This window comes from Achromobacter sp. 1011811831, from assembly GCF_059760905.1.
Map to the genome: position 1 here is coordinate 27,137 of NZ_JCBANG010000050.1, position 18,771 is coordinate 45,907.

Annotated in this window: 16 protein-coding genes; 5 read left to right on the top strand and 11 right to left on the bottom strand. The window is 68.2% G+C overall.

Translation table 11 applies throughout. The features are described 5' to 3' along the window. Positions 1 to 76 precede the first annotated feature (76 nt). Positions 77 to 2,521: a penicillin-binding protein 1A gene (locus tag AC6LJ9_RS18655; protein WP_212312761.1), complete on the top strand. Its 2,445-nt coding sequence runs from the start codon at positions 77 to 79 to the stop codon at positions 2,519 to 2,521. A 134-nt stretch (positions 2,522 to 2,655) separates the two neighbouring features. Here AC6LJ9_RS18655 and cyaY read toward each other — a convergent pair whose 3' ends face one another. After that, positions 2,656 to 2,985 carry an iron donor protein CyaY gene (gene cyaY, locus AC6LJ9_RS18660; protein WP_103271701.1) on the bottom strand — a complete coding sequence of 110 codons (330 nt, stop codon included), beginning with the start codon at positions 2,983 to 2,985 and terminating at the stop codon, positions 2,656 to 2,658. A gap of 55 nt (positions 2,986 to 3,040) precedes the next feature. Here cyaY and lptM point away from each other — a divergent pair, with 55 nt between their 5' ends. Beyond that, entirely contained in the window at positions 3,041 to 3,205 is a 165-nt protein-coding gene (gene lptM, locus AC6LJ9_RS18665) for an LPS translocon maturation chaperone LptM (protein ID WP_498148728.1), read from the top strand. A gap of 94 nt (positions 3,206 to 3,299) precedes the next feature. Here lptM and ccsB read toward each other — a convergent pair whose 3' ends face one another. The 3 genes from ccsB to AC6LJ9_RS18680 form a co-directional block, all read right to left on the bottom strand. Further along, positions 3,300 to 4,649: a c-type cytochrome biogenesis protein CcsB gene (gene ccsB, locus AC6LJ9_RS18670; protein WP_498148729.1), complete on the bottom strand. Its 1,350-nt coding sequence runs from the start codon at positions 4,647 to 4,649 to the stop codon at positions 3,300 to 3,302. 7 nt (positions 4,650 to 4,656) lie between these two features. Beyond that, positions 4,657 to 6,735 (bottom strand): cytochrome c biogenesis protein ResB, encoded by a 2,079-nt coding sequence (locus AC6LJ9_RS18675; RefSeq protein ID WP_212312764.1) that lies wholly within the window; start codon positions 6,733 to 6,735, stop codon positions 4,657 to 4,659. Between the two features lie 111 nt (positions 6,736 to 6,846). Beyond that, entirely contained in the window at positions 6,847 to 7,548 is a 702-nt protein-coding gene (locus AC6LJ9_RS18680; RefSeq protein ID WP_103271704.1) for a c-type cytochrome, read from the bottom strand. Positions 7,549 to 7,763: 215 nt separating this feature from the next. On the opposite strand from AC6LJ9_RS18680, the gene yihA reads away from it, so the two are divergent. Both yihA and hemB read left to right on the top strand, forming a co-directional pair. Then, a complete protein-coding gene (gene yihA, locus AC6LJ9_RS18685; RefSeq protein WP_103271705.1) occupies positions 7,764 to 8,387 on the top strand; it encodes a ribosome biogenesis GTP-binding protein YihA/YsxC in 624 nt (207 codons plus the stop codon). Beyond that, positions 8,384 to 9,400, top strand: coding sequence for a porphobilinogen synthase (gene hemB, locus AC6LJ9_RS18690; RefSeq protein WP_498148730.1), 1,017 nt, complete (start codon positions 8,384 to 8,386; stop codon positions 9,398 to 9,400). Before yihA ends, hemB begins: the two co-directional genes overlap by 4 nt. 7 nt (positions 9,401 to 9,407) lie before the next feature. Here hemB and AC6LJ9_RS18695 read toward each other — a convergent pair whose 3' ends face one another. The 7 genes from AC6LJ9_RS18695 to AC6LJ9_RS18725 form a co-directional block, all read right to left on the bottom strand. Further along, positions 9,408 to 10,283, bottom strand: a complete 876-nt coding sequence (locus AC6LJ9_RS18695; RefSeq protein WP_498148736.1) for a DMT family transporter — start codon at positions 10,281 to 10,283, stop codon at positions 9,408 to 9,410. Between the two features lie 148 nt (positions 10,284 to 10,431). Then, positions 10,432 to 11,142 carry an ABC transporter ATP-binding protein gene (locus AC6LJ9_RS18700; RefSeq protein WP_498148731.1) on the bottom strand — a complete coding sequence of 237 codons (711 nt, stop codon included), beginning with the start codon at positions 11,140 to 11,142 and terminating at the stop codon, positions 10,432 to 10,434. Between the two features lie 12 nt (positions 11,143 to 11,154). Further along, on the bottom strand, positions 11,155 to 12,942 hold the full coding sequence (locus AC6LJ9_RS18705; RefSeq protein WP_498148732.1) for a branched-chain amino acid ABC transporter ATP-binding protein/permease: 1,788 nt from the start codon (positions 12,940 to 12,942) through the stop codon (positions 11,155 to 11,157). Then, complete coding sequence (locus AC6LJ9_RS18710; protein ID WP_212312772.1) at positions 12,939 to 13,862, bottom strand: branched-chain amino acid ABC transporter permease; 924 nt, start codon at positions 13,860 to 13,862, stop codon at positions 12,939 to 12,941. The genes AC6LJ9_RS18705 and AC6LJ9_RS18710 overlap by 4 nt, the downstream gene beginning before the upstream one ends. Before the next feature lie 31 nt (positions 13,863 to 13,893). Continuing rightward, entirely contained in the window at positions 13,894 to 15,084 is a 1,191-nt protein-coding gene (locus AC6LJ9_RS18715; RefSeq protein WP_498148733.1) for an ABC transporter substrate-binding protein, read from the bottom strand. 76 nt (positions 15,085 to 15,160) lie between these two features. Continuing rightward, positions 15,161 to 15,922, bottom strand: a complete 762-nt coding sequence (locus tag AC6LJ9_RS18720; protein ID WP_498148734.1) for an SDR family NAD(P)-dependent oxidoreductase — start codon at positions 15,920 to 15,922, stop codon at positions 15,161 to 15,163. A 60-nt stretch (positions 15,923 to 15,982) separates the two neighbouring features. Beyond that, a complete protein-coding gene (locus tag AC6LJ9_RS18725; RefSeq protein WP_498148735.1) occupies positions 15,983 to 17,728 on the bottom strand; it encodes an FAD-dependent oxidoreductase in 1,746 nt (581 codons plus the stop codon). A 164-nt stretch (positions 17,729 to 17,892) separates the two neighbouring features. On the opposite strand from AC6LJ9_RS18725, the gene AC6LJ9_RS18730 reads away from it, so the two are divergent. Further along, positions 17,893 to 18,744 carry an IclR family transcriptional regulator gene (locus AC6LJ9_RS18730; RefSeq protein WP_249204800.1) on the top strand — a complete coding sequence of 284 codons (852 nt, stop codon included), beginning with the start codon at positions 17,893 to 17,895 and terminating at the stop codon, positions 18,742 to 18,744. Positions 18,745 to 18,771: the final 27 nt, after the last annotated feature.

The window sequence follows — 18,771 nt, forward strand, 5'->3', positions numbered from 1 at the left end:
CACACTGAACGATATTGTTACAGAAACCGGCTTCCCGCTCCCAGGCGGGACCTGAGATACCCGTAAAATCGCCGCGATGAGCAAGCCCCAGAATTCCTCCAAGAAAGACAAGCCCGCCAAAGGCGGTTCGCCGTTCCTGCGATTTTTCGTCAAGGCGGGCATTTTCTGCGCGGGCCTGTTCCTGTGCGGCGTGCTGCTGGCCGGCATGGCGCTGGCGCTGGCCTGGCCCAACCTGCCCGACCTGAACGCCATGACGGACTACCGTCCGCGGGTGCCGCTGCGCGTCTACACGGCCGACCGGGTGCTGATCGGCGAGTTCGGCGAAGAGCGCCGCAACGTGCTGCGCTTCAACGAAATCCCGGACGTGATGAAGTCCGCGGTGCTGGCGGCCGAGGACGACCGCTTCTACCAGCACGGCGGCATCGACTGGGTGGGCGTGGTGCGCGCCGGCCTGACCAACCTCGTCAACATGTCCAAGACGCAGGGCGCCAGCACGATCACCATGCAGGTGGCGCGCAACTTCTACCTGTCGTCGGAAAAGACCTACTCGCGCAAATTCTACGAGCTGCTGCTCACATTCAAGATCGAGTCCCAGCTCACCAAGGACCAGATCCTTGAGCTGTACATGAACCAGATCTACCTGGGCCACCGCGCCTACGGCTTCGCCGCCGCGTCGCGCACCTATTTCGGCAAGCAGCTGTCGGACATCACGCCGGCCGAGGCCGCCATGCTGGCCGGCATCCCCAAGGCCCCGTCGCGCTTCAACCCGATCGCCAACCGCCCCCGCGCCGAGCTGCGCCAGCGCTACGTGCTGGGCCGCATGCAGTCGCTGGGCTACCTGACCGAGGCCGAGTACAAGCAGGCGATGGCCCAGCCCATCGTGATGAAGTCGGCCGAGGGCACGCCCGCCGGCGGCTACGCCATCCACGGCGAATACGTGGCCGAGCTGGCGCGCCAGCTGCTGTTCAACGTGTACCAGGACAACGTCTATTCGCGCGGCCTGAACATCTACACCACGGTGCAGTCCAAGGACCAGGAAGCCGCCTACCGCGCCGTGCGCGAGGGCGTGCTGGAATACACCCGCCGCGCGCCCTACCCCGGCCCGGAAGAGCAGCTCGACCTGCCCGCCGGCACCGAGAGCAACCCGCAGGCGCTGGACGACTTCCTGGACGGCGTGTTCGACAAGTTCAGCGACAGCGGCGACCTGCTGACCGCGCTGGTGCTGTCGGCCAGCCCCACCGAAGTGAAGCTGGCGCGCAGCTCGCGCGAGATCATCACCATCACCGACAAGAAGGTGCTGGGCGTGGTGGCGCGCGCGCTGAACGACAAGGCCAAGCCCGAACAGCGCATCAAGCGCGGCTCGGTGGTCTACATCCGCAAGTTCGGCGACAACTGGGAAATCATCAACCTGCCGGCCGTGCAGGCGGCCTTCGTCGCCCTGTCGCCGCAAGACGGCGCCATCCGCGCCATGGTGGGCGGCTTCGACTTCTATCGCGGCAACTTCAACCGCGTGACCCAGGCCTGGCGCCAGCCGGGCTCGAACATCAAGCCCTTCATCTACGCCGCCTCGCTGGAACGCGGCCTGACGCCGGCCACGCAGATCTCCGACCTGCCGTTCGAGCTGTCGGCGGCCCAGACCGGCTCCAAGGCCTGGACGCCCAAGAACTACGGCAACCAGTACGAGCCCATGCTGACACTGCGCCAGGGCCTGTACAAGTCCAAGAACATGGTGTCGATCCGCATCCTGCAGGCCATCGGCCCGCAGTACGGCCAGGACTACCTGACCCGCTTCGGCTTCGACAAGGCCCGCCAGCCCGCGGTGCTGCCGCTGGCGCTGGGCGCGGGCTCGGTCACGCCGCTGCAGGTGGCCGGCGCCTACGCAGTCTTCGCCAATGGCGGCTACCGCATCACGCCCTACCTGATCGACCGCGTGACCGACAGCAACGGCAAGGTCATCATGCAGTCCAAGCCGGTCGTGGCCGGCGACGCAGCGGCCCGCGCCATCGATCCGCGCACCGCCTGGATCATGGACGACATCCTGCGCGGCGTGGCCACCTACGGCACCGCCGCCCGCGCGCGCGTGCTGCTCAAGCGCAACGACATCGCCGGCAAGACCGGCACCACCAACGAATCGGTGGACGCCTGGTTCTCGGGCTACACGCCCTCGCTGGTCGCGACCTCGTGGCTGGGCTTCGACCAGCCCAAGTCGCTGGGCTCGCGCGAGACCGGCGGCGGCGTCGCCATGCCGATCTGGGTGGACTACATGCAGACCGCGCTCAAGGGCGTGCCCGAGGAAAAGCCGCGCCCCCGCCCGGACGGTATCATCGTCGAGAACGGCGAATACTATTTCTCGGAATTCCCGCCGGGACAGGCGGTGGCCCGCCTGGGCCTGCCGCAAGCCGACACGCTGGGCGAGTTCCTCAACGGCCTGGGTGGCGGCGGCGAGGACAACAGCATCAAGGTGGCGCCGGGCGTCGGCGCCCAGGGCTCCGCCCCCTGGTCGCAGAAGATACCGTTCTGAACGTGAAAAAGCCGGCTCTGACAGAGCCGGCTTTTTCATGGCCGGACCGCCGCCCGACGGGCGTTCGCGTCCGGTCGGGCAAGGGCCTCGAGAGGCGCCCGCGCGGCGGACGGCGCGATGCCCCGCGGGAACGGCTACAGGCGGATCGTCACCGGCACGCCGGCGGCGGCCGAACAGATCTGCGACAGCGCGTCCGGCAGCTGCGGACCGCCCCGCGTGTCATTCCAGTGCTGTCCGTCGAAGCGATAATGGAAGCCGCCGCTGCGCGCCGCGACCCACAGCTCCTGCATCGCGGCCTGGCTGTTCACCACCACGTGGGTGTTGTCTTCGAATACCATCGTCAGCACATTGCCGCTGCGGCTGGTTTCGACATCGACGTCGAGCGAAGCCGCCCAGTCATCGGCCTGGCTTTCGATGCTGTTCAGCACCTGGTCGATCAACGCAAGAAATTCGGTTTCGGTCATAATCGAGCCTGCAAGAATTACGGAGTTCCCAGTGTCCCAATTGGCATCTAGCCGCATGGCTCTTCGCATTGTAGCCACGCTCGTGGCGACCGGCCTGGTCGCGGCCTGCGGTTACAAGGGTCCTTTATACATGCCGACGCCCGATGGCAAGCCGCCGTCGACCGCCAAGCAGCAGAGACAACAGCAGCCGATCATCCCGCCCGCGCCTGCGCTGCCCTGACGCGCAAGGACCGCATGCGCCTGGGCTGCCGGGCGCGGCAGGCAACAAAAAGCCCCCGCATGGGGGCTTTTTGCTGGAGCGCGATCCCGGCCGATCAGAGCTGGCCGTAGGAATGCAGGCCCGACAGGTACATGTTCACGCCCAGGAAGGCGAAGCCGGTGATCAGCAGGCCGGTCAGCGCCCAGTACGCCGCCATGGTGCCGCGCAGGCCCTTGATCAGGCGCATGTGCAGCCAGGCCGCGTAGTTGAGCCAGACGATCAGCGCCCAGGTTTCCTTCGGATCCCACTGCCAGTAGGCGCCCCAGGCGTCGGCCGCCCACAGCGCGCCCAGGATGGTGGCGACCGTGAAGAAGGCGAAGCCGATGGCGATGGCGCGATACATGATGTCGTCCAGCACCTCCAGCGACGGCAGCGCGGCGGCGATGCGGCGCCGGCCCAGCAGGATGGCGCCGACGATCACCGCGCCGATGCCGAAATACAGCATCCAGGTGGCCGACAGGCCTTCCGAGCGGAACACCATGGGTTCGGCGCACAGCAGCACGCCCAGCACGAACAGCGGCGCCAGCTTGAGCCAGGACGAGGTCTGGCCATGCTGCTTGACCAGGTAGGCGAAGCCCACCATGGCCGCCAGCGAGAAGGTGCCGTAGCCGATGAAGTTGGCCGGCACGTGCAGCTTCATCCACCAGCTCTTGAGCGCCGGCACCAAGGGCTGGATCTGCCCGGCATCGCGGGTGAACGAATACCACAGCAGGAACACCACCGCCGAGGTCACCACCAGCAGCACGAAGCCACCCAGCGCACGGGTGGCGTACTTGCGTTCGTAGTACAGGTAGAACAGCGCCGTGATCAGCGCGAACAGCACGAACACTTCATACAGGTTGCTGACCGGGATGTGGCCCAGGTCCGGGCCCATCAGGTGGCCTTCGCGCCAGCGCACCAGCATGCCGGTGGTGCCGGCGAACACCGCGCCCCAGGTCAGCGCCGTGCCCAACCAGGCGGCCGTGGGGCTGAAGAAGCCGATCCAGTAGCAGGCCATGGCCAGCGCGAACAACGCGCTCATCCACAGGATGGCGGATTGCGACGAGAACAGGTACTTCAGGAAGAACACCTGCTCGGCGCGCGCCAGGTCGTTGCCGTAGAGCATCAGCGCCACGCCGGCCGCGATGGCACAGGCCACCATCAGGCCGCGCAGCGGACGCCACAGCCAGCCCAGCCAGGCCAGCGCCGGCACGGTGCCGCACAGGATGATCTTCTCGTAGTAGTCCATGGCGCCGCCATGGCGCATGAGCGCATAGCCCGCGCCGGCCGACAGCAGCAGGAAGAACACGAGGTCGGTCCAGTCGGGCCGGCCGCGCTGGGCGCGGCCGTCGCCGGTTTCGGACAGCCCGTCCTGCCACAGCGTTTCAGGCGAGGAGGAATGCGTGGTGGTGGTCGTCGTGGACATGGAACCCTCAGGACCTTTTCTGGCGCAGCAGCGCCGCTTTGAACCGCTCGAACTCCTGGTTGAAGTCGAGTGTACGCTTCTGCGATGTCATGGCGGCCAGGATGCCGCTGCCGCCATCCTGCGGCTTGACCCAGATCCAGATGCGGCGATCACGAATATAGAACATCGCGAACACGCCCAGCACCAGCAGCAGGCTGCCCAGGTAGACCGCGCTCTTGCCCGGCGTGCGGCTGACCTGGAACACGCTGGCCTGGACATGCTTGAAGTCCGCCAGCGACAGGAAAACCGGGGCCGGATACACCGTCAGGTCCGACAGCGCCGCCACGGCCAGCCGCGACCAGACCGCGGCGCGCTCGCCATCCGGACCCGAGGTCGCCACCGGCGGCAGGCCGGCGCGCTCGCGCTCGATGGCGCGCAGCTCGTTCATGCTGGCGCCGATCAGGCGGATCACCACGTCGGCGGCGCGCTCCAGGTCGGCGGGCGGCGTGTTGGCTTGCAGGAACGCGGCCACGGCCTGCAGGCCGCCGCCGGCGAAGGTTTCCAGCGCGCGCTCGGCGGCCGTCTGCAGCGGCTGGCGGTCGGCGCCCGACGGGCTGTTGCGCTCGGCGAAGCGGCGCGCGGCTTCCTGGCGCGCCGCCGGATCGGCCAGCGTGGCGCGCAGGCGCATGAATTCGGCGACCGAGCTGTCGTCATCCGCCGGGATGCGCAGGTAGCGGAAGGCCTCGGACGCGTTGTTGCGCACGCCGGCCAGGAACACCGTGGCGCCGTCCAGCTCGACCGGCAGCATGTAGTTCTGGAATTCGTGGGCCTGCCCGGCGTCGTCGATCAGCTTGTACTCGACGCTGGGGCCGACGTTGCGCAGGTTCTCGTTCTTCTTGCCGGCGGCGCTGCCGGCCACCGAGGCCACGTGCTCAGCGAAGCTCTGGTTGCCGCCCTTGGGATCGCCGCGCGTCAGGTCCTCGACGTTGATCGGGCGCAGCGCGGTGATCTCCACGCCCATGCTGCGCGGACCGCGCGCGGTCTGGGCCGACACTTCGGTGGTCTTGCCCACGGTGCCGTCCACGGTGAACGTGGCGTCGCCCGCGCCCACCAGCGGATAGCCCTTGAGCGCCACCGTGCTGCCGCCGTCATCGAAGCTGGACTGGTAGACCGTCATGCCCTTGAAGCGCAGCGGCTCGTTGACCTCGATGGTGGACTCGAAGCTCTTGCCGGTGTCGGGATCGGTGACCACCACTTCGCTGGCGAAGCGGCTGGGCATGCCGGTGGAGTAGTAATCGACGACGAATTTCTTGAGCTTGAGCGTGAACGGCATGGGCTGCACCAGCGCGCCGTCGCCCACCATGACCACGGCGGTGGAGGCCTGGCCGTCCTCGGGCACCAGCACGCTGGCGCGGAAGCTCGGGTTGTTGACCGACAGCCGGCCGCTCTCGGGCACCTCGGAGATCAGCATGTTCTCGACGATGGGCTTCTTGCCGCCGAACATGACCTGCAGGCGCACCGGCAATTCGCTGTCGAGCAGCCCGCCGATGCAGATGATGACCATGGCCGCGTGGGCGAACACATAGCCCAGGCGGTTGGCGCTGCCCTTCTTGGCCGCCAGCAGCACGCCGTCACCGTCGTGGCGCTCGCGCACCGCGTAGCCGAAGCGTCCCAGGAGCGTCTTCAGGCCCGTCACCGTGCTCGGCACGTCGGTGGGTTCCTGGCTTTCGACGCGGTGCGGGAACGCGCGCAGGCTGCTGGCGCGGACGTGCTCGCGGAACGAGCGCGCATCGCGCAGCATCTTGGGCGCGTTGCGGATCAGGCAGACGGTGGTCGACACCACCAGGAAAGCCATGATCAGCAGAAACCACCAGCTGTTGTAGACGTGCCAGATCGAGAACTTGTCGAACACCTCGTACCAGAACGGACCGAACTGGTCGATGTAGTTGCTGGACGAGCGGTTCTGCTGCAGCACCGTCCCGACCACGCTGGCCACGCAGATGAACATCAGCAGGCTGACGGCAAAGCGCATCGAGCCGAGCAACTCGAAAAAGTCACCGGGCAGGCTGCGCAGGGAGGGACGGGTATGGGTACGGGTCGAATTCATGAAAAAAGGGGGACCGCGCTGTCGGCTGCCCCCCTCATAGACTGGCGCGAGGCGATCTGGTTCCTCGCGCCCGTGTTGACGACGCGGACGAGCCGCGCGCAGGATGGTCCGCTAGCGCAGGCCCGCGGCGTAGTCGGCCACGGCCTTGATGTCGGCGTCCGACATGCGATCGGCGATGGCGTGCATCACGTCATTCGCGCGGTCGCCGCTGCGGAACAGCTTGAGCTGCTCTTCGATGTACATCGGGAACTGGCCCGACAGACGGGGGTATTGGCCGGGAAGTCCGGCGCCATTGGCAGAATGGCATGCCGCGCAGGCCGGCACGTTGCGTTCGGGCAAACCGCCGCGCCAGATCTTTTGACCCAGATCAACCAGCTTCTCCTGGCCGGCCGTGGCGGGCTGCTTGAGCGGCTGCTGCGCCAGGTACAGCGCGATGTTCTGCATGTCGGCCGGCGTCAGGTTCTGCGCCATGGCGGTCATGGGGGTCGGATTGCCGCCGGCGCCATTGCGCACGGGCAGCTTGGCACCCTGCTTGACCTGGAAGTCGGTCAGCTGCTTGACGAGGTATTCGTGGGGTTGCGCGGCCAGGTTGGGGTTCACCGGGATGGTGCTGTTGCCCGCCGCGCCATGACAGGAGGCACAGGCAATGATGCCGCGCGAGGCGTCTCCCTGGTCGAACAGCTGGCCACCTTTGGCAGCATCGGGTTTGGCCGGACCGGCCGCGCCCTCGGCGGCGAAACTGGCGGTAGATAAGGCGGAGGCGCCGAGCAACAGCCCGCTCGCAACCAACATCCGGGACAGCACACGCTTCATGAAGACCTCGCGACAATCGCACGATCAAGGCGCAAATGGCGCCCACGCCTGCCCGCACACCCTGGAAAGCCGTAACGAACCTGTTCTGCCAGTTTTGCCTGCCGAAAACCGTTGCTGGCAGTGGGCAAAAAAGACGGCTCCGCGCACGGGACCACTGTTGCAAACGCCGGATTATACAATAGGGGCTGAAACCAACCGTATCCAAAAGCCCTGCCGTGTCCCTCCTCCATCGCGCCTCCTTCCTCACTTCCGCGGCCCGCCTCGACCAGCTGCCGGCCGCAAGCGCGCCGGAAGTCTGCTTCGTCGGCCGTTCCAACGCCGGTAAATCCACGGCGATCAACGTGCTGTGCAACCAGCGCCGGCTGGCTTTCTCCAGCAAGACGCCGGGCCGCACGCGGCTGATCAACATGTTCGGCCTGCCCGATCCGCTGGACCCCGAAGGCCACATCGGCTTCCTGGTCGACCTGCCCGGCTACGGCTATGCGTCGGTGGCCCGCAACGAAAAGGAAAAGTGGGCCGACATCCTGGGCGGTTATCTGCGCGACCGGGAATCGCTGGCCGGCATCGTGCTGCTGATCGACATCCGCCGCGGCGTCACCGAGCTGGACCGCCGCCTCGCCAATTTCATCGCCCCCACCGGACGCCCGGTGCTGGCGCTGCTGACCAAGGCCGACAAGCTGCCGTATGGCCAGCGCATGCGCACCATCTTCGCGGTCCGCAAGGATCTCGCGGACATCGGCGCGCTGCACACCATCCCCTTCTCGGCCACCGAGCGCATCGGCCTGGAAGAGGCCGCCTCCCACATCGAGAATTGGATTTCCCCCAAGGTCGTACCATGAGCCCGCAGATCATCACCCCTGAGTTCCCGGTTTCCCGTCCCCGTCGCCTGCGCCGCGACGACTTCACCCGCCGCCTGGTGCGCGAGAACGCGCTGACGGTCAACGATCTGATCTACCCGGTCTTCGTGGCCGAAGGCAAAGGGCTGCAGCAGGCCGTGCCCTCGCTGCCGGGCGTGGTGCGCTACTCGCTGGACACGCTGCTGCCGGTGGCCGAGGAATGCGTGGCGCTGGGCATCCCGGTGCTGGCCCTGTTCCCCGCCATCGATCCCGCGCTCAAGACGCCCGACGGCATCGAGGCCACCAATCCCGACGGCCTGATCCCGCGCGTGGTGCGCGCGCTGAAGGAACGCTACCCCGAACTCGGCGTGCTGTGCGATGTGGCGCTGGACCCGTACACCAGCCACGGCCAGGACGGCGTGATCGACGCCAACGGCTATGTGGTCAACGAGCCCACTGTCGAGATCCTGGTCAAGCAGGCGCTGACGCAGGCCGCGGCCGGCGTGGACATGGTCGCGCCCAGCGACATGATGGACGGCCGCATCGGCGCCGTGCGTCGCGCGCTGGAATCGAACGGCTACATCCACACGCAGATCATGGCCTACTCGGCCAAGTACGCCAGCGCGTTCTACGGCCCGTTCCGCGATGCCGTGGGCTCGGCCACCAACCTGGGCAAGTCCAACAAGATGGCCTACCAGATGGATCCCGCCAACCTGGACGAGGCGCTGCGCGAAGTGGCGTCCGACCTGCAGGAAGGCGCCGACATGGTCATGGTCAAGCCCGGCATGCCGTACCTGGACGTGCTGCGCCGCGTCAAGGACGCCTTCCGCGTGCCGACCTTCGCCTACCAGGTCAGCGGCGAGTACGCGATGATCAAGGCCGCCGCCGCCAATGGCTGGCTGGACCATGACAAGGTCATGATGGAAGCGCTGCTGTCGTTCAAGCGCGCCGGCGCCGACGGCATCCTGACCTACTTCGCCATCGAGGCCGCGCGCCTGCTCTCGCGTCCGCGCTGAGCCGCGCTCAGGGCCGGGCCTTGCCCGGCTCGCCGGCGCCGCGCCGCAATCCCAGCCAGGTACCGCCCAGCACGCAGGCCAGCCCGGCCGCGTGCGTGGCGCCCACCTTCTCTCCCAGGAACAGCGCCGCGAACAGCAGGCCGAATATCGGCAGCCAGTTCAGGAACAGCGAGGCGCGGCTGATGCCCAGCCGCGCGATGCCGCCGTTCCACAGGATGTTGCTGATGCCCGAGGCCACCACGGCGGAGAACATCAGCACCAGCCACGGCCACCACGCCATGCTCCAGGACTCGGCCCGGTAGGTCGATGACGCCGTACCGGCGTGCGCGGCCAGCATCAGCCCGCCGGCCAGGTACATGTACCAGAGCATGGCCAGCGGCGCCATGCTGCGCGACATGCGCTGGATCACCAGCCCGCCGCACACGAACACCACCACCGCCAGGAAGACCATGGCATCGCCCCAGCCGGCCGCGCCCAGCGCCTTGCCGCTGCCCAGCACCACCAGCGCCACGCCGGCCAGGCCCAGCAGCGCGCCGCACACGCGCGCCGGCGTCAGCCGCTCGCGATAGAACACCGCGGCCAACACCGCCGACAGCAAGGGGCTGGTGGCCATGATCAGCGTGCCGTTGGCGGCCGAGGTCAGGCCCAGCCCCGCCACCAGCGCCGCCTGGTGCGCGTACACCACCAGGAATCCCGCCAGCGCCAGCCAGCCCAGCTGCGCGCGCGTCAGCTTCGGAATGCGGCCGCCGCGCGCCTTGATGATGAGGGTGACGACAAGCAGCGCGATGACGATGCGCACGGCCGCCAGGATGCGCGCGTCCATGTACTGCGTCAGGTACTTGACCGCAACGATGTTCAGGCCCCACGTGGCCATGACGAACAGCAGTTGCAGATAGATGAAGCCGACGCGGTCATTGCCCGCATCAAGGGTTGGGGACGTCACGGCGTCGGCCTGCGCGTAGGGTGGGTTGCGGATGAAGCGCGCCGCCCGCGCGGCGCCGCCGACATGGTAGCGCGGCGGCCCGTCGGGCTCAATGCGATCCCAGGTAGGCCGCGCGCACCTTCGGGTCGGACAGCAGCTGCGCGCCGGTCCCGCTGAGCGTGACGCGGCCCGTCTCCAGCACATAGGCGCGGTCGGCCACGCCCAACGCCTGGTTCGCCATCTGCTCCACCAGCACGATCGTCAGCCCGTCGTCGCGCAACCGCCGGATGGCCGCGAAGATGTCCTGCACGATCAGCGGCGCCAGCCCCAGCGAGGGCTCGTCCAGGCACAGCAGGCGCGGCTCGCACATCAGCGCCCGCGCCATCGCCAGCATCTGCTGCTCGCCGCCGGACAACGTGCCGGCCAGCTGGTCGCGCCGTTCGCGCAGGCGCGGGAACAGCGCATAGCCCCGCTCCACGCCGGCCGCGATGGCGTCGCGGTCCTTGCGCCGCGCATAGCCGCCCAGCAGCAGATTGTCGTAGACGGTCTGGTCGGCGAACACGCCGCGCCCTTCCGGCGACAGCGCCAGGCCCAGCCCGACGCGCTGGTGCGCGGGCAGCTGCGTGATATCGCGGTCCATGAAGGTAATGCGGCCGTCCTGGGCCGGCTCCAGTCCGGCCACGGCCTTGAGCAGCGTGCTCTTGCCGGCGCCGTTGGCGCCGATGATGGTGACGATCTCGCCCGTGCGGATCTCAAGCGATACGTCGCGCACGGCCTGGATCGCGCCATAGGACACGCGCAGGGATTCAAGTTTCAGCATTTCGTTCCCGCCTCAGGCCATGCCGGCGCCGAGATAAGCTTCGATGACCCGCTTGTCGGCCTGCACCTCGGCGGGCTTACCTTCCGCGATCTTGACGCCGTAGTCCAGCACGATCACATGATCGGAGATCGCCATCACCAGGTCCATGTGATGCTCGACCATCAACAGCGTGATGCCGCAGGTCGCGCTGATGTGCGCCAACAAGGCGCCCAGCTCGGCGGTTTCCTGCGGATTCAGGCCGGCGGCGGGTTCGTCCAGCAGCAGCAGCGAGGGCTCGGTCGCCAGCGCGCGCGCCAGCTCCACGCGCCGCTGCAGGCCGTAAGGCAGGCTGCCGGCCGGCGTGTCGGCCAGATGCGACAGGCCCACCATGGCGATCAGTTCGCGGGCGCGCACCCGCGCCAACCGTTCCTGCTCGCGCGCGCCGGGCAGGCCCAGCAGCGAAACCCAGAAGCCGTTCGTCATGCGGCTGTGGCGGCCCAGCAGCACGTTGTCCAGCACCGACAACTCGCCGAACAGGCGCAGGTTCTGGAAGCTGCGGCCCACGCCCAACGCGCAGATCGCGTGCGGCCGCGCGCCGGCGATGTCGGCGCCGCGATAGCGGATCACGCCGCTGTCGGGCAGGACCACGCCGCTGAGCATGTTGATCAGCGTGCTTTTGCCGGCGCCGTTGGGACCGATCAGCGCGTGCACGTGCCCGCGCCGCAGGCAGAACGAGATGTCCTGCGCCGGCTTCACGCCGCCATAGGACTTGCACAGATTTTCCACCACCAGCAGCAGGTCCTCCCGCGCCGGCGCGCACGGCTTGGCGGCGTCTTGCGTCGCCGTCGCGGCGGGCGGCGGCGCGGCGCCCTGTTGCGCATCCTCCTCGTCGACACGGCGCGGACGGCGCGCGAACAGGCCCATCACCCCGCCCGGCATCACGTACAACGCGAACAGCAGCAACGCGCCGTAGAAGAAATGCTGCACGGACGGCCAGCGCGCCAGCAGCGCGTCCACCACGGTCAGCACGATGGCGCCGACCGCCGGTCCGGCCTTCGAGCCCGCGCCGCCGAACAGCACCAGCAGCAGGATGAAGATGGACAGGTTGAAGCTGATGAAATCGGAATTGATGTACTGGTTCTGCTGCGCCACCAGCGCGCCGGCGATGCCGCAGGTCACGGCCGCCACCACGAAGGCGATGACCTTGGCGCGATAGACCCGCACGCCCACCGACGACGAGGCGATCTCGTCGGCCTGCACCGACAGCAGCGCGCGGCCGAAGCGTCCTTGCAGCACGTTGGCCAGCAGCAGCTGCGTGGCCACGCACAGGATCAGCGCGAACCACACCCATTGCTGGTTGCTGAGCGGATTGCCGTTCCAGGTCGGCGGCAGGATGCCGAACAGGCCCGACGGGCCGCCGAACACGTCCACCCATTCGGTGACGATCTTCTCCATCACGATGCCGAAGGCCAGCGTCACCATCGCCAGGTAGGGTCCCTTGACCCGCAGCGACGGCAACGCGATCAGCACGCCGAACACGCCCGCGACCACGGGCGCGGCCGCCAGCGCCAGCCAGGGATCCACCTGCCAGCGCGAGGTCAGCAGCGCCGCGGTGTAGGCGCCGGCGGCGAACAGGCCCGCCTGCCCCAGCGACTTCTGCCCGGCGTAGCCCACCAGCACGTTCACGCCGGCCGCGCACAGGTAGTACACGCAGGACATGAACAGGATGCGCAGGTAGTAGTCGTTGTCCACCAGCGCCGCGCAGGCGGCCAGCGCCGCCGCCACCACGAGCGTGGTCAGGGTTTGTCCGCGCCGCGTCATACCTTCTCCACCAGGCGCTTGCCGAAGAGGCCCGTGGGACGCACGGCCAGCACCAGGATCACCAGCGCGAAGATCGCCACCTCGCGCCACTGCGACTGCCACAGGTTCACATAGGATTCCAGCAGGCCCAGCACGAAGCCGCCCAGCACGCAGCCGCGCGGATTGGTCAGGCCGCCGATCATGGCACCGGAAAAGCCCTTCAGGCCGATCGCCAGCCCCATGAAAATCGAGGCCGAGGTGATCGGCGCCACCAGGAAGCCGGCCAGCCCCGCCAGCGCCGAGCTGGCGAAGAAGGCGCCGATCATCACCGCGTTGACGTTGATGCCCATCAGGTTGGCCACCGCCGGATTGGCGGCGACGGCGCGCATCGCACGGCCCAGCATGCTGCCGTTCATGACGCGGTCGAACGCCAGCATCACGATGACGGCCACGGCCAGCAGCAGCAGTTCCTGCGTGCGCACGCCCGCGCCGAACACGCGGATCACCTCGTCGCCAAACGGCGCCGGCACCGTCACGGGCGCCGGCCCCCACACGGCGAAGGCTGCGCTTTGCAGCAGGATGCCGAAACCCAGCGTGCTCATGACCCAGGCCATGCCCGGCCGCGCGGCGAAGGGCCGCACGCCGAACACGTACAGCAGCACGCCCAGCAATCCCATCGCCAGCGCCGCCGCGACGGCGGCCAGCAGATACTGCCAGCCGGTCAGGTCCAGCCCCGTGAAAGCAGCCGTGGTGGCCGGCTTGCCGGCCAGCAGGAACAAGGCCCCCACGCCGACGAACGCGCCCACGGACACGAACTCCCCATGCCCGAAATTCAGCGTGCGCGTCGTGGTGAAGGTGATGCTGAATCCCAGCGCCACCAGCGCATACGCGCCTCCCACGGCGAGCCCGCTGACGAGCGCCTGCAACAACGTCGCCATCATGATGGCCCCCTCTTCTTTCCCGGCCCCGCGCTTACTTGGCGCCGGCGCGCGTCACGTCGTCCGCGTACGGAACCAGCTTGCCGTCCTGCCAGTGCGCCCACTTGTAGTCGCCCACCAGCAGCGCGTCGTGCCCCGTCGGCGAGAACGGCTTGGTGTAGGTCTTCATGGCGCCGTCATAGGTGCCCTGCAGGTTTTCCAGCGCCTGGCGCAGCTTGTCGCCATCAGTGGAGCCGGCCTGCTTGACCGCCATGGCCATCAGGTGCATGCCGTCATAGGCGTGCGCCAGGAAGCCGAAGGCGGTGGGCGAGGTCATCTGGCCCGAGACGCGGTCGTACAGCTTCTGCTGCGCCGGCGAACGGTTGTCGGTGATGGTGCGCAGGAAGAACGGTTTTTCCGACAGCGTCTTGCCGGCGGTGTCGTAGAACGCGATGTTGTCGGCGGCCCAGGACGTCAGCGTCAGCGGGAACCAGTTGATCTTCTCCATGCTGCGGAACACGTGGGCGATGGGCGTGCTCTGCGCCCAGATCACCACCGTGTCCACGCCGGCCGATTTCAGCTTGTTCAGCTGCGAGGTCATGTCGGTGTCGGCCACGCCGAACTTTTCCACCGCCACGGCCTTCACGCCCTGCGCCGCGCCCACTTCCTCCAGGTCCTTGAGCGCGCTCTGGCCGTAGCCGGTGGTCTCGATCATGAAGCCCACGTTCTTGACCTTGGGATTGCGCTTCAGGTAATCGATCACGCCCTCGACCTGTTCGCGGTCGACCATGCCGACGCGGAACATGTAGTTGTCGGCGCCGGCACGCATGGGCTTGGTGATGTCGGTGCCCGACCCGATGGCGCCCATCACCGGCACCTTCTTCTGGTTGGGAATGTGCTTCCAGGCCAGCGCGTTGCCCGAGTTGGTCGGTCCGAACACGGCCACGACTTTTTCATTGTCGATGAGGTCCGTCATGTTCTGGATCGACTTGGGCGGCTGCGACAGGTCGTCGCGCACCACCAGCACCACCTTGCGGCCGAGCAGGCCGCCGGCGGCGTTGATGTCCTCGATGGCGGTCTTCAGTCCCAGCACCGCGGCCTGGCCGCTCTGCGCCGAAGGCGAGGCCGACAGGTCGCCGTTGAAGCCGATCTTGATGTCCTGGGCCAGCGCCTGCTGCGCGCCCGCGGCCAGCGCGATGCACGCCGCCGTTCTGGAAAGACGGGAGAGGATCCCCTTGGTGTTCATCGTTGTCTCCTGTGTTTTTTATGGAAGGTGCTGCGTGTCGATGAAGGATTGCGGCCCGGCGTGGCCGGGCGTGCGGCTAGACCGCCAGGAAGCCGCCGTCCACCGGCAGCGACACGCCGGTCACGTAGCGCGCCATGGACGAAGCCAGGAATACCGCGGGGCCGACCAGGTCTTCGGGCTGCCCCACGCGGCCCAGCGGAATGCGTTGCATGAAGCTGGCCAGCTTGGCCGGGTCCTCGCGCGTGGACGCCGTCATCGGCGTCTCGATCACGCCCGGCGCGATGGCATTCACGCGGATACCGTCGGCGGCCAGGTCGCGCGCCAGCGATTGCGTCAGCATCTTCACGCCGCCCTTGGATGGCGAATAGCCCAGCGCCGCGCCCACGCCCGCGAACGAGGCGATCGAACCTACGTTGATGATCACGCCGCGCGTGGCGCGCAGCGCGCCCAGGAAGGCGTGGATCATGTTGAAGCTGCCGTTCAGGTTCACGTCCAGCACGCGGCGCCAGTTCTCGGCCGCGCGCGGGCTGTCCAGGCCTTCGCGGATCAGGATGCCGGCGTTGTTGACCAGCACATCGATCGGCCCGGCGTGCAGCTGCACGCCGGCGGCGGCGGCCGCGCAGGCCTCGGCGTCGGTCACGTCCAGCGCCAGGCTCCAGGCCTGTCCGCCCGCGGCGATGATGGCGTCGGCGGTGTCGCGCGCGCTGTCCGCGCGCAGGTCCGCCGCCATCACGCGCGCGCCGGCGGCGGCCAGCCCCAGCGCCAGGGCGCGGCCGTTGCCCTGCCCGGCGCCGGTCACCAGCGCCAGCTTGCCTTGCAGCAGTCCTTCCTTGTCCATGTGTTTCTCCGTCGCGTCAGCGAATGCGGGGCGCGTGCGTCGCGCGCCTGGCGGCCCGGCTCATGCCTGGGCCTCGGCTTGCGCGGCGCGCGTGGGCTTGCGGGTCGCCAGCTGGCCGGCGATGCTGCGGCCGGCGATATAGCCGAAGGTCAGCGCCGGACCCAGCGTGATGCCCGCGCCGGGATAGTTGCCGCCCATGATGCTGCAGGCGTCGTTGCCCACCGCGTACAGGCCGTCGATGGCTGCGCCGCCGGCATCGGTCACGCGGCCCTCGGCGTCGACCTTCAGGCCGGCGAAGGTGCCGATATCGCCGATCATGACCTTGATCGCGTAGTACGGTCCCTGTTCGATGGGCGCCACGCAGGGATTGGGGCCGTGCAGCGCGTCGCCCTGGTAGCGGTTGTAGGCCTTGCTGCCCTTGCCGTGGAGCGGATCGCGGCCCAGCCGCGCTTCGGCGTTGAAGGCCTCTACCGTCTGGCGCAGGCTGCCGGCATCGATGCCGGCGCGTTGCGCCAGCTCGGCAACGCTGGATCCGCGCAGCAGGTAGCCGGTCTGCAGATAACGCTTGATCGGCATCGGGAACGGCGCGGCGCTGCCCAGGCCGTACTTGCGCAGCGTCTTGTGGTCGCAGACCAGCCAGGCGCAGATCTCGCCGCCGTCCTGGCAGGCGCGCACCATGTCCTGCACGAAGTCGTGATACGAGGCGCCCTCGTTGGTGAAACGGCGGCCGTTGCGCGTGACGGCGATGACGCCGGGCTTGGCGCGGTCGATGAAGTGCGGCATGTAGCCGGGGCTGCCGTCCTTGCGCGTGACCACCGACACCGGCACCCAGGCCGCTGCATTGGGCAGACCGGTGTTCACGCTGCCGCCCGCGCTCTCGGCCAGGCGCAGGCCGTCGCCGGTATTGCCCATGGGCGACGGCGAGTAGTGCTCGACGCCGGTGGGCGCGTGGGCGTAGAGCTGCTTGCGCCGTTCGATATCGTAGGGAAAGCCGCCCGCCGCCAACACCACGGCGCGCGCGGCGCGCACGCGCACCGATGCGCCGTCGCGCTGCACCACCGCGCCTTTCACCACGCCGTCCTCGATGATCAGCGACTTGGCCGGCGCGTTCAGCCACAGCGGTATGCCCAGCTTGAATGCGCTGGCCGCCAGCCGGCCCGCCAGCGCATTGCCATTGGTCAGCGTCATGCCCCGGCCATGCTTGAGCACGTCCAGGAAATGGCGCGACAGGCGCTTGGCCACGTACCAGGCCGAGGCCAGCGAGCGCGTGGCGCGCATGAAGTGCACGATTTCCTTGCCCGAGCCCAGCATCATGCCGAACACGGTCAGCTCGGGCAGCGCGGGCGCCAGGTCCTTGACGTGAGTGCCCAGCTTGCGGCCGTCGTAGGGACGCGCCACCATCGAGCGCCCGCCCTGCTTTCCGCCGGCGGCTTCCGCGTGATAGTCGGGGAACACCAGCGGCATGTCGAACTGCACGTCGGTATTGGCGGTGAAGAAGTCCACCGCTTCGGGGCCGTGCGCCAGGAAGGCGTCGACGCGCTCGCCGTTGTAGCTGTCGCCAGCCTCGTGACGCAAGTAGGCGCGGGCCTCGTCGGGCGTTTCATGGATGCCCTGCACGCGCGCCAGCGCGGTGCCGGGTATCCAGAGCCAGCCGCCGGAGCGGGCGGTGGAGCCGCCAAAGCGCGGCTCCTTTTCGATGATCAGGACCTTCAAACCGGCGCTGGCCGCGGTGATGGCCGAGGCCATGCCGGACGCGCCCGATCCCACGACCAGCACGTCGCAGTCGTATTGCCGAGTATCTTCCACGTTGTCTCCATACCCACTTATCGCCCCGCCGGGGCTGGCCCGCATCCGCTCGAAACGGACGGGCCTTGTTATGGTTGCGACTGTAGACAGACGGTTCGATAATGTCAATACTGTTCGCTATTAGCGAAACTACCAACATAGACAACTGAGTTCGACAAAGCAAAATGGTAGCCCACACCTCTTCCGGCAAACGCCAGGCGCCCGCGGGCGCACAGGCCGCCGCGCCCCGGCGCCGCGGCATCCAGTCCATCGAAGTCGGCGGCAAGCTGCTGCTGGCCTTGCTGGAGCATTCCTCTTCCTTGCCGCTGGGCGCGCTGGCCAAGGCCGCCGGCATGTCCGGCGCCAACGCCCACGCCTATCTGGTCAGCTATGGCACGCTGGGCCTGGTGCGCCAGGATCCCGCCTCCGGCCACTACGAGCTGGGGCCGCTGGCCTTGCAGCTGGGCCTGGCGGCGCTGCACCGGCTCGACCCCATCAAGATCGCCGTGCCCATGACGCGCGAGCTGGCCGAACGCACCGGACAGACCATCGCCATCGCGGTGCTGGGCAACCTGGGGCCGGTCATCGTGCACCTGCACGAATCCAACTACCCGATCCACGTGAACATGCGCACCGGCACGGTCATGTCGCTGACCAACACCGCCACCGGCAAGGTGTTCGCGGCGCTGCTGCCGCCCAAGAAGATCGAAAGCCTGCTGCACGAGGACTTCCTGCGGCTGGGCGCGGTGCCCACGCTGAGCCATACCGAGAAGTTCGAGCAGTCGCTGCGCGAGGTGCGCCAGCGCGGCGTCGCGCGCGCCGTGGGCGACCCCATCCCCGGCATCAACGGCCTGAGCGCGCCGGTGTTCGATTCCAATGGCAACGTGGTGCTGGTGATCACCGCGATCGGCGCGGCCGGCGTGTTCGACGCGCGCTGGAACAGCCCCCTGGTCGCGGACATCAAGCGCTGCGCCGATGCGGTATCGGCCGAGCTGGGCTGGCAGAACGTGGACGCGCGCGCGACGCGGCAGTCCTGAAAGCGCAAGGGCCGCGCATGACAGGCG

What these genes read in the sequence shown, in the direction of transcription:
- AC6LJ9_RS18655 (WP_212312761.1), top strand. Translation starts at nt 77, where the DNA reads ATGAGCAAGCCCCAGAATTCCTCCAAGAAAGACAAGCCCGCCAAAGGC.
- cyaY (WP_103271701.1), bottom strand. Translation starts at nt 2,985, where the DNA reads ATGACCGAAACCGAATTTCTTGCGTTGATCGACCAGGTGCTGAACAGC.
- lptM (WP_498148728.1), top strand. Translation starts at nt 3,041, where the DNA reads ATGGCTCTTCGCATTGTAGCCACGCTCGTGGCGACCGGCCTGGTCGCG.
- ccsB (WP_498148729.1), bottom strand. Translation starts at nt 4,649, where the DNA reads ATGTCCACGACGACCACCACCACGCATTCCTCCTCGCCTGAAACGCTG.
- AC6LJ9_RS18675 (WP_212312764.1), bottom strand. Translation starts at nt 6,735, where the DNA reads ATGAATTCGACCCGTACCCATACCCGTCCCTCCCTGCGCAGCCTGCCC.
- AC6LJ9_RS18680 (WP_103271704.1), bottom strand. Translation starts at nt 7,548, where the DNA reads ATGAAGCGTGTGCTGTCCCGGATGTTGGTTGCGAGCGGGCTGTTGCTC.
- hemB (WP_498148730.1), top strand. Translation starts at nt 8,384, where the DNA reads ATGAGCCCGCAGATCATCACCCCTGAGTTCCCGGTTTCCCGTCCCCGT.
- AC6LJ9_RS18700 (WP_498148731.1), bottom strand. Translation starts at nt 11,142, where the DNA reads ATGCTGAAACTTGAATCCCTGCGCGTGTCCTATGGCGCGATCCAGGCC.
- AC6LJ9_RS18705 (WP_498148732.1), bottom strand. Translation starts at nt 12,942, where the DNA reads ATGACGCGGCGCGGACAAACCCTGACCACGCTCGTGGTGGCGGCGGCG.
- AC6LJ9_RS18710 (WP_212312772.1), bottom strand. Translation starts at nt 13,862, where the DNA reads ATGATGGCGACGTTGTTGCAGGCGCTCGTCAGCGGGCTCGCCGTGGGA.
- AC6LJ9_RS18715 (WP_498148733.1), bottom strand. Translation starts at nt 15,084, where the DNA reads ATGAACACCAAGGGGATCCTCTCCCGTCTTTCCAGAACGGCGGCGTGC.
- AC6LJ9_RS18720 (WP_498148734.1), bottom strand. Translation starts at nt 15,922, where the DNA reads ATGGACAAGGAAGGACTGCTGCAAGGCAAGCTGGCGCTGGTGACCGGC.
- AC6LJ9_RS18730 (WP_249204800.1), top strand. Translation starts at nt 17,893, where the DNA reads ATGGTAGCCCACACCTCTTCCGGCAAACGCCAGGCGCCCGCGGGCGCA.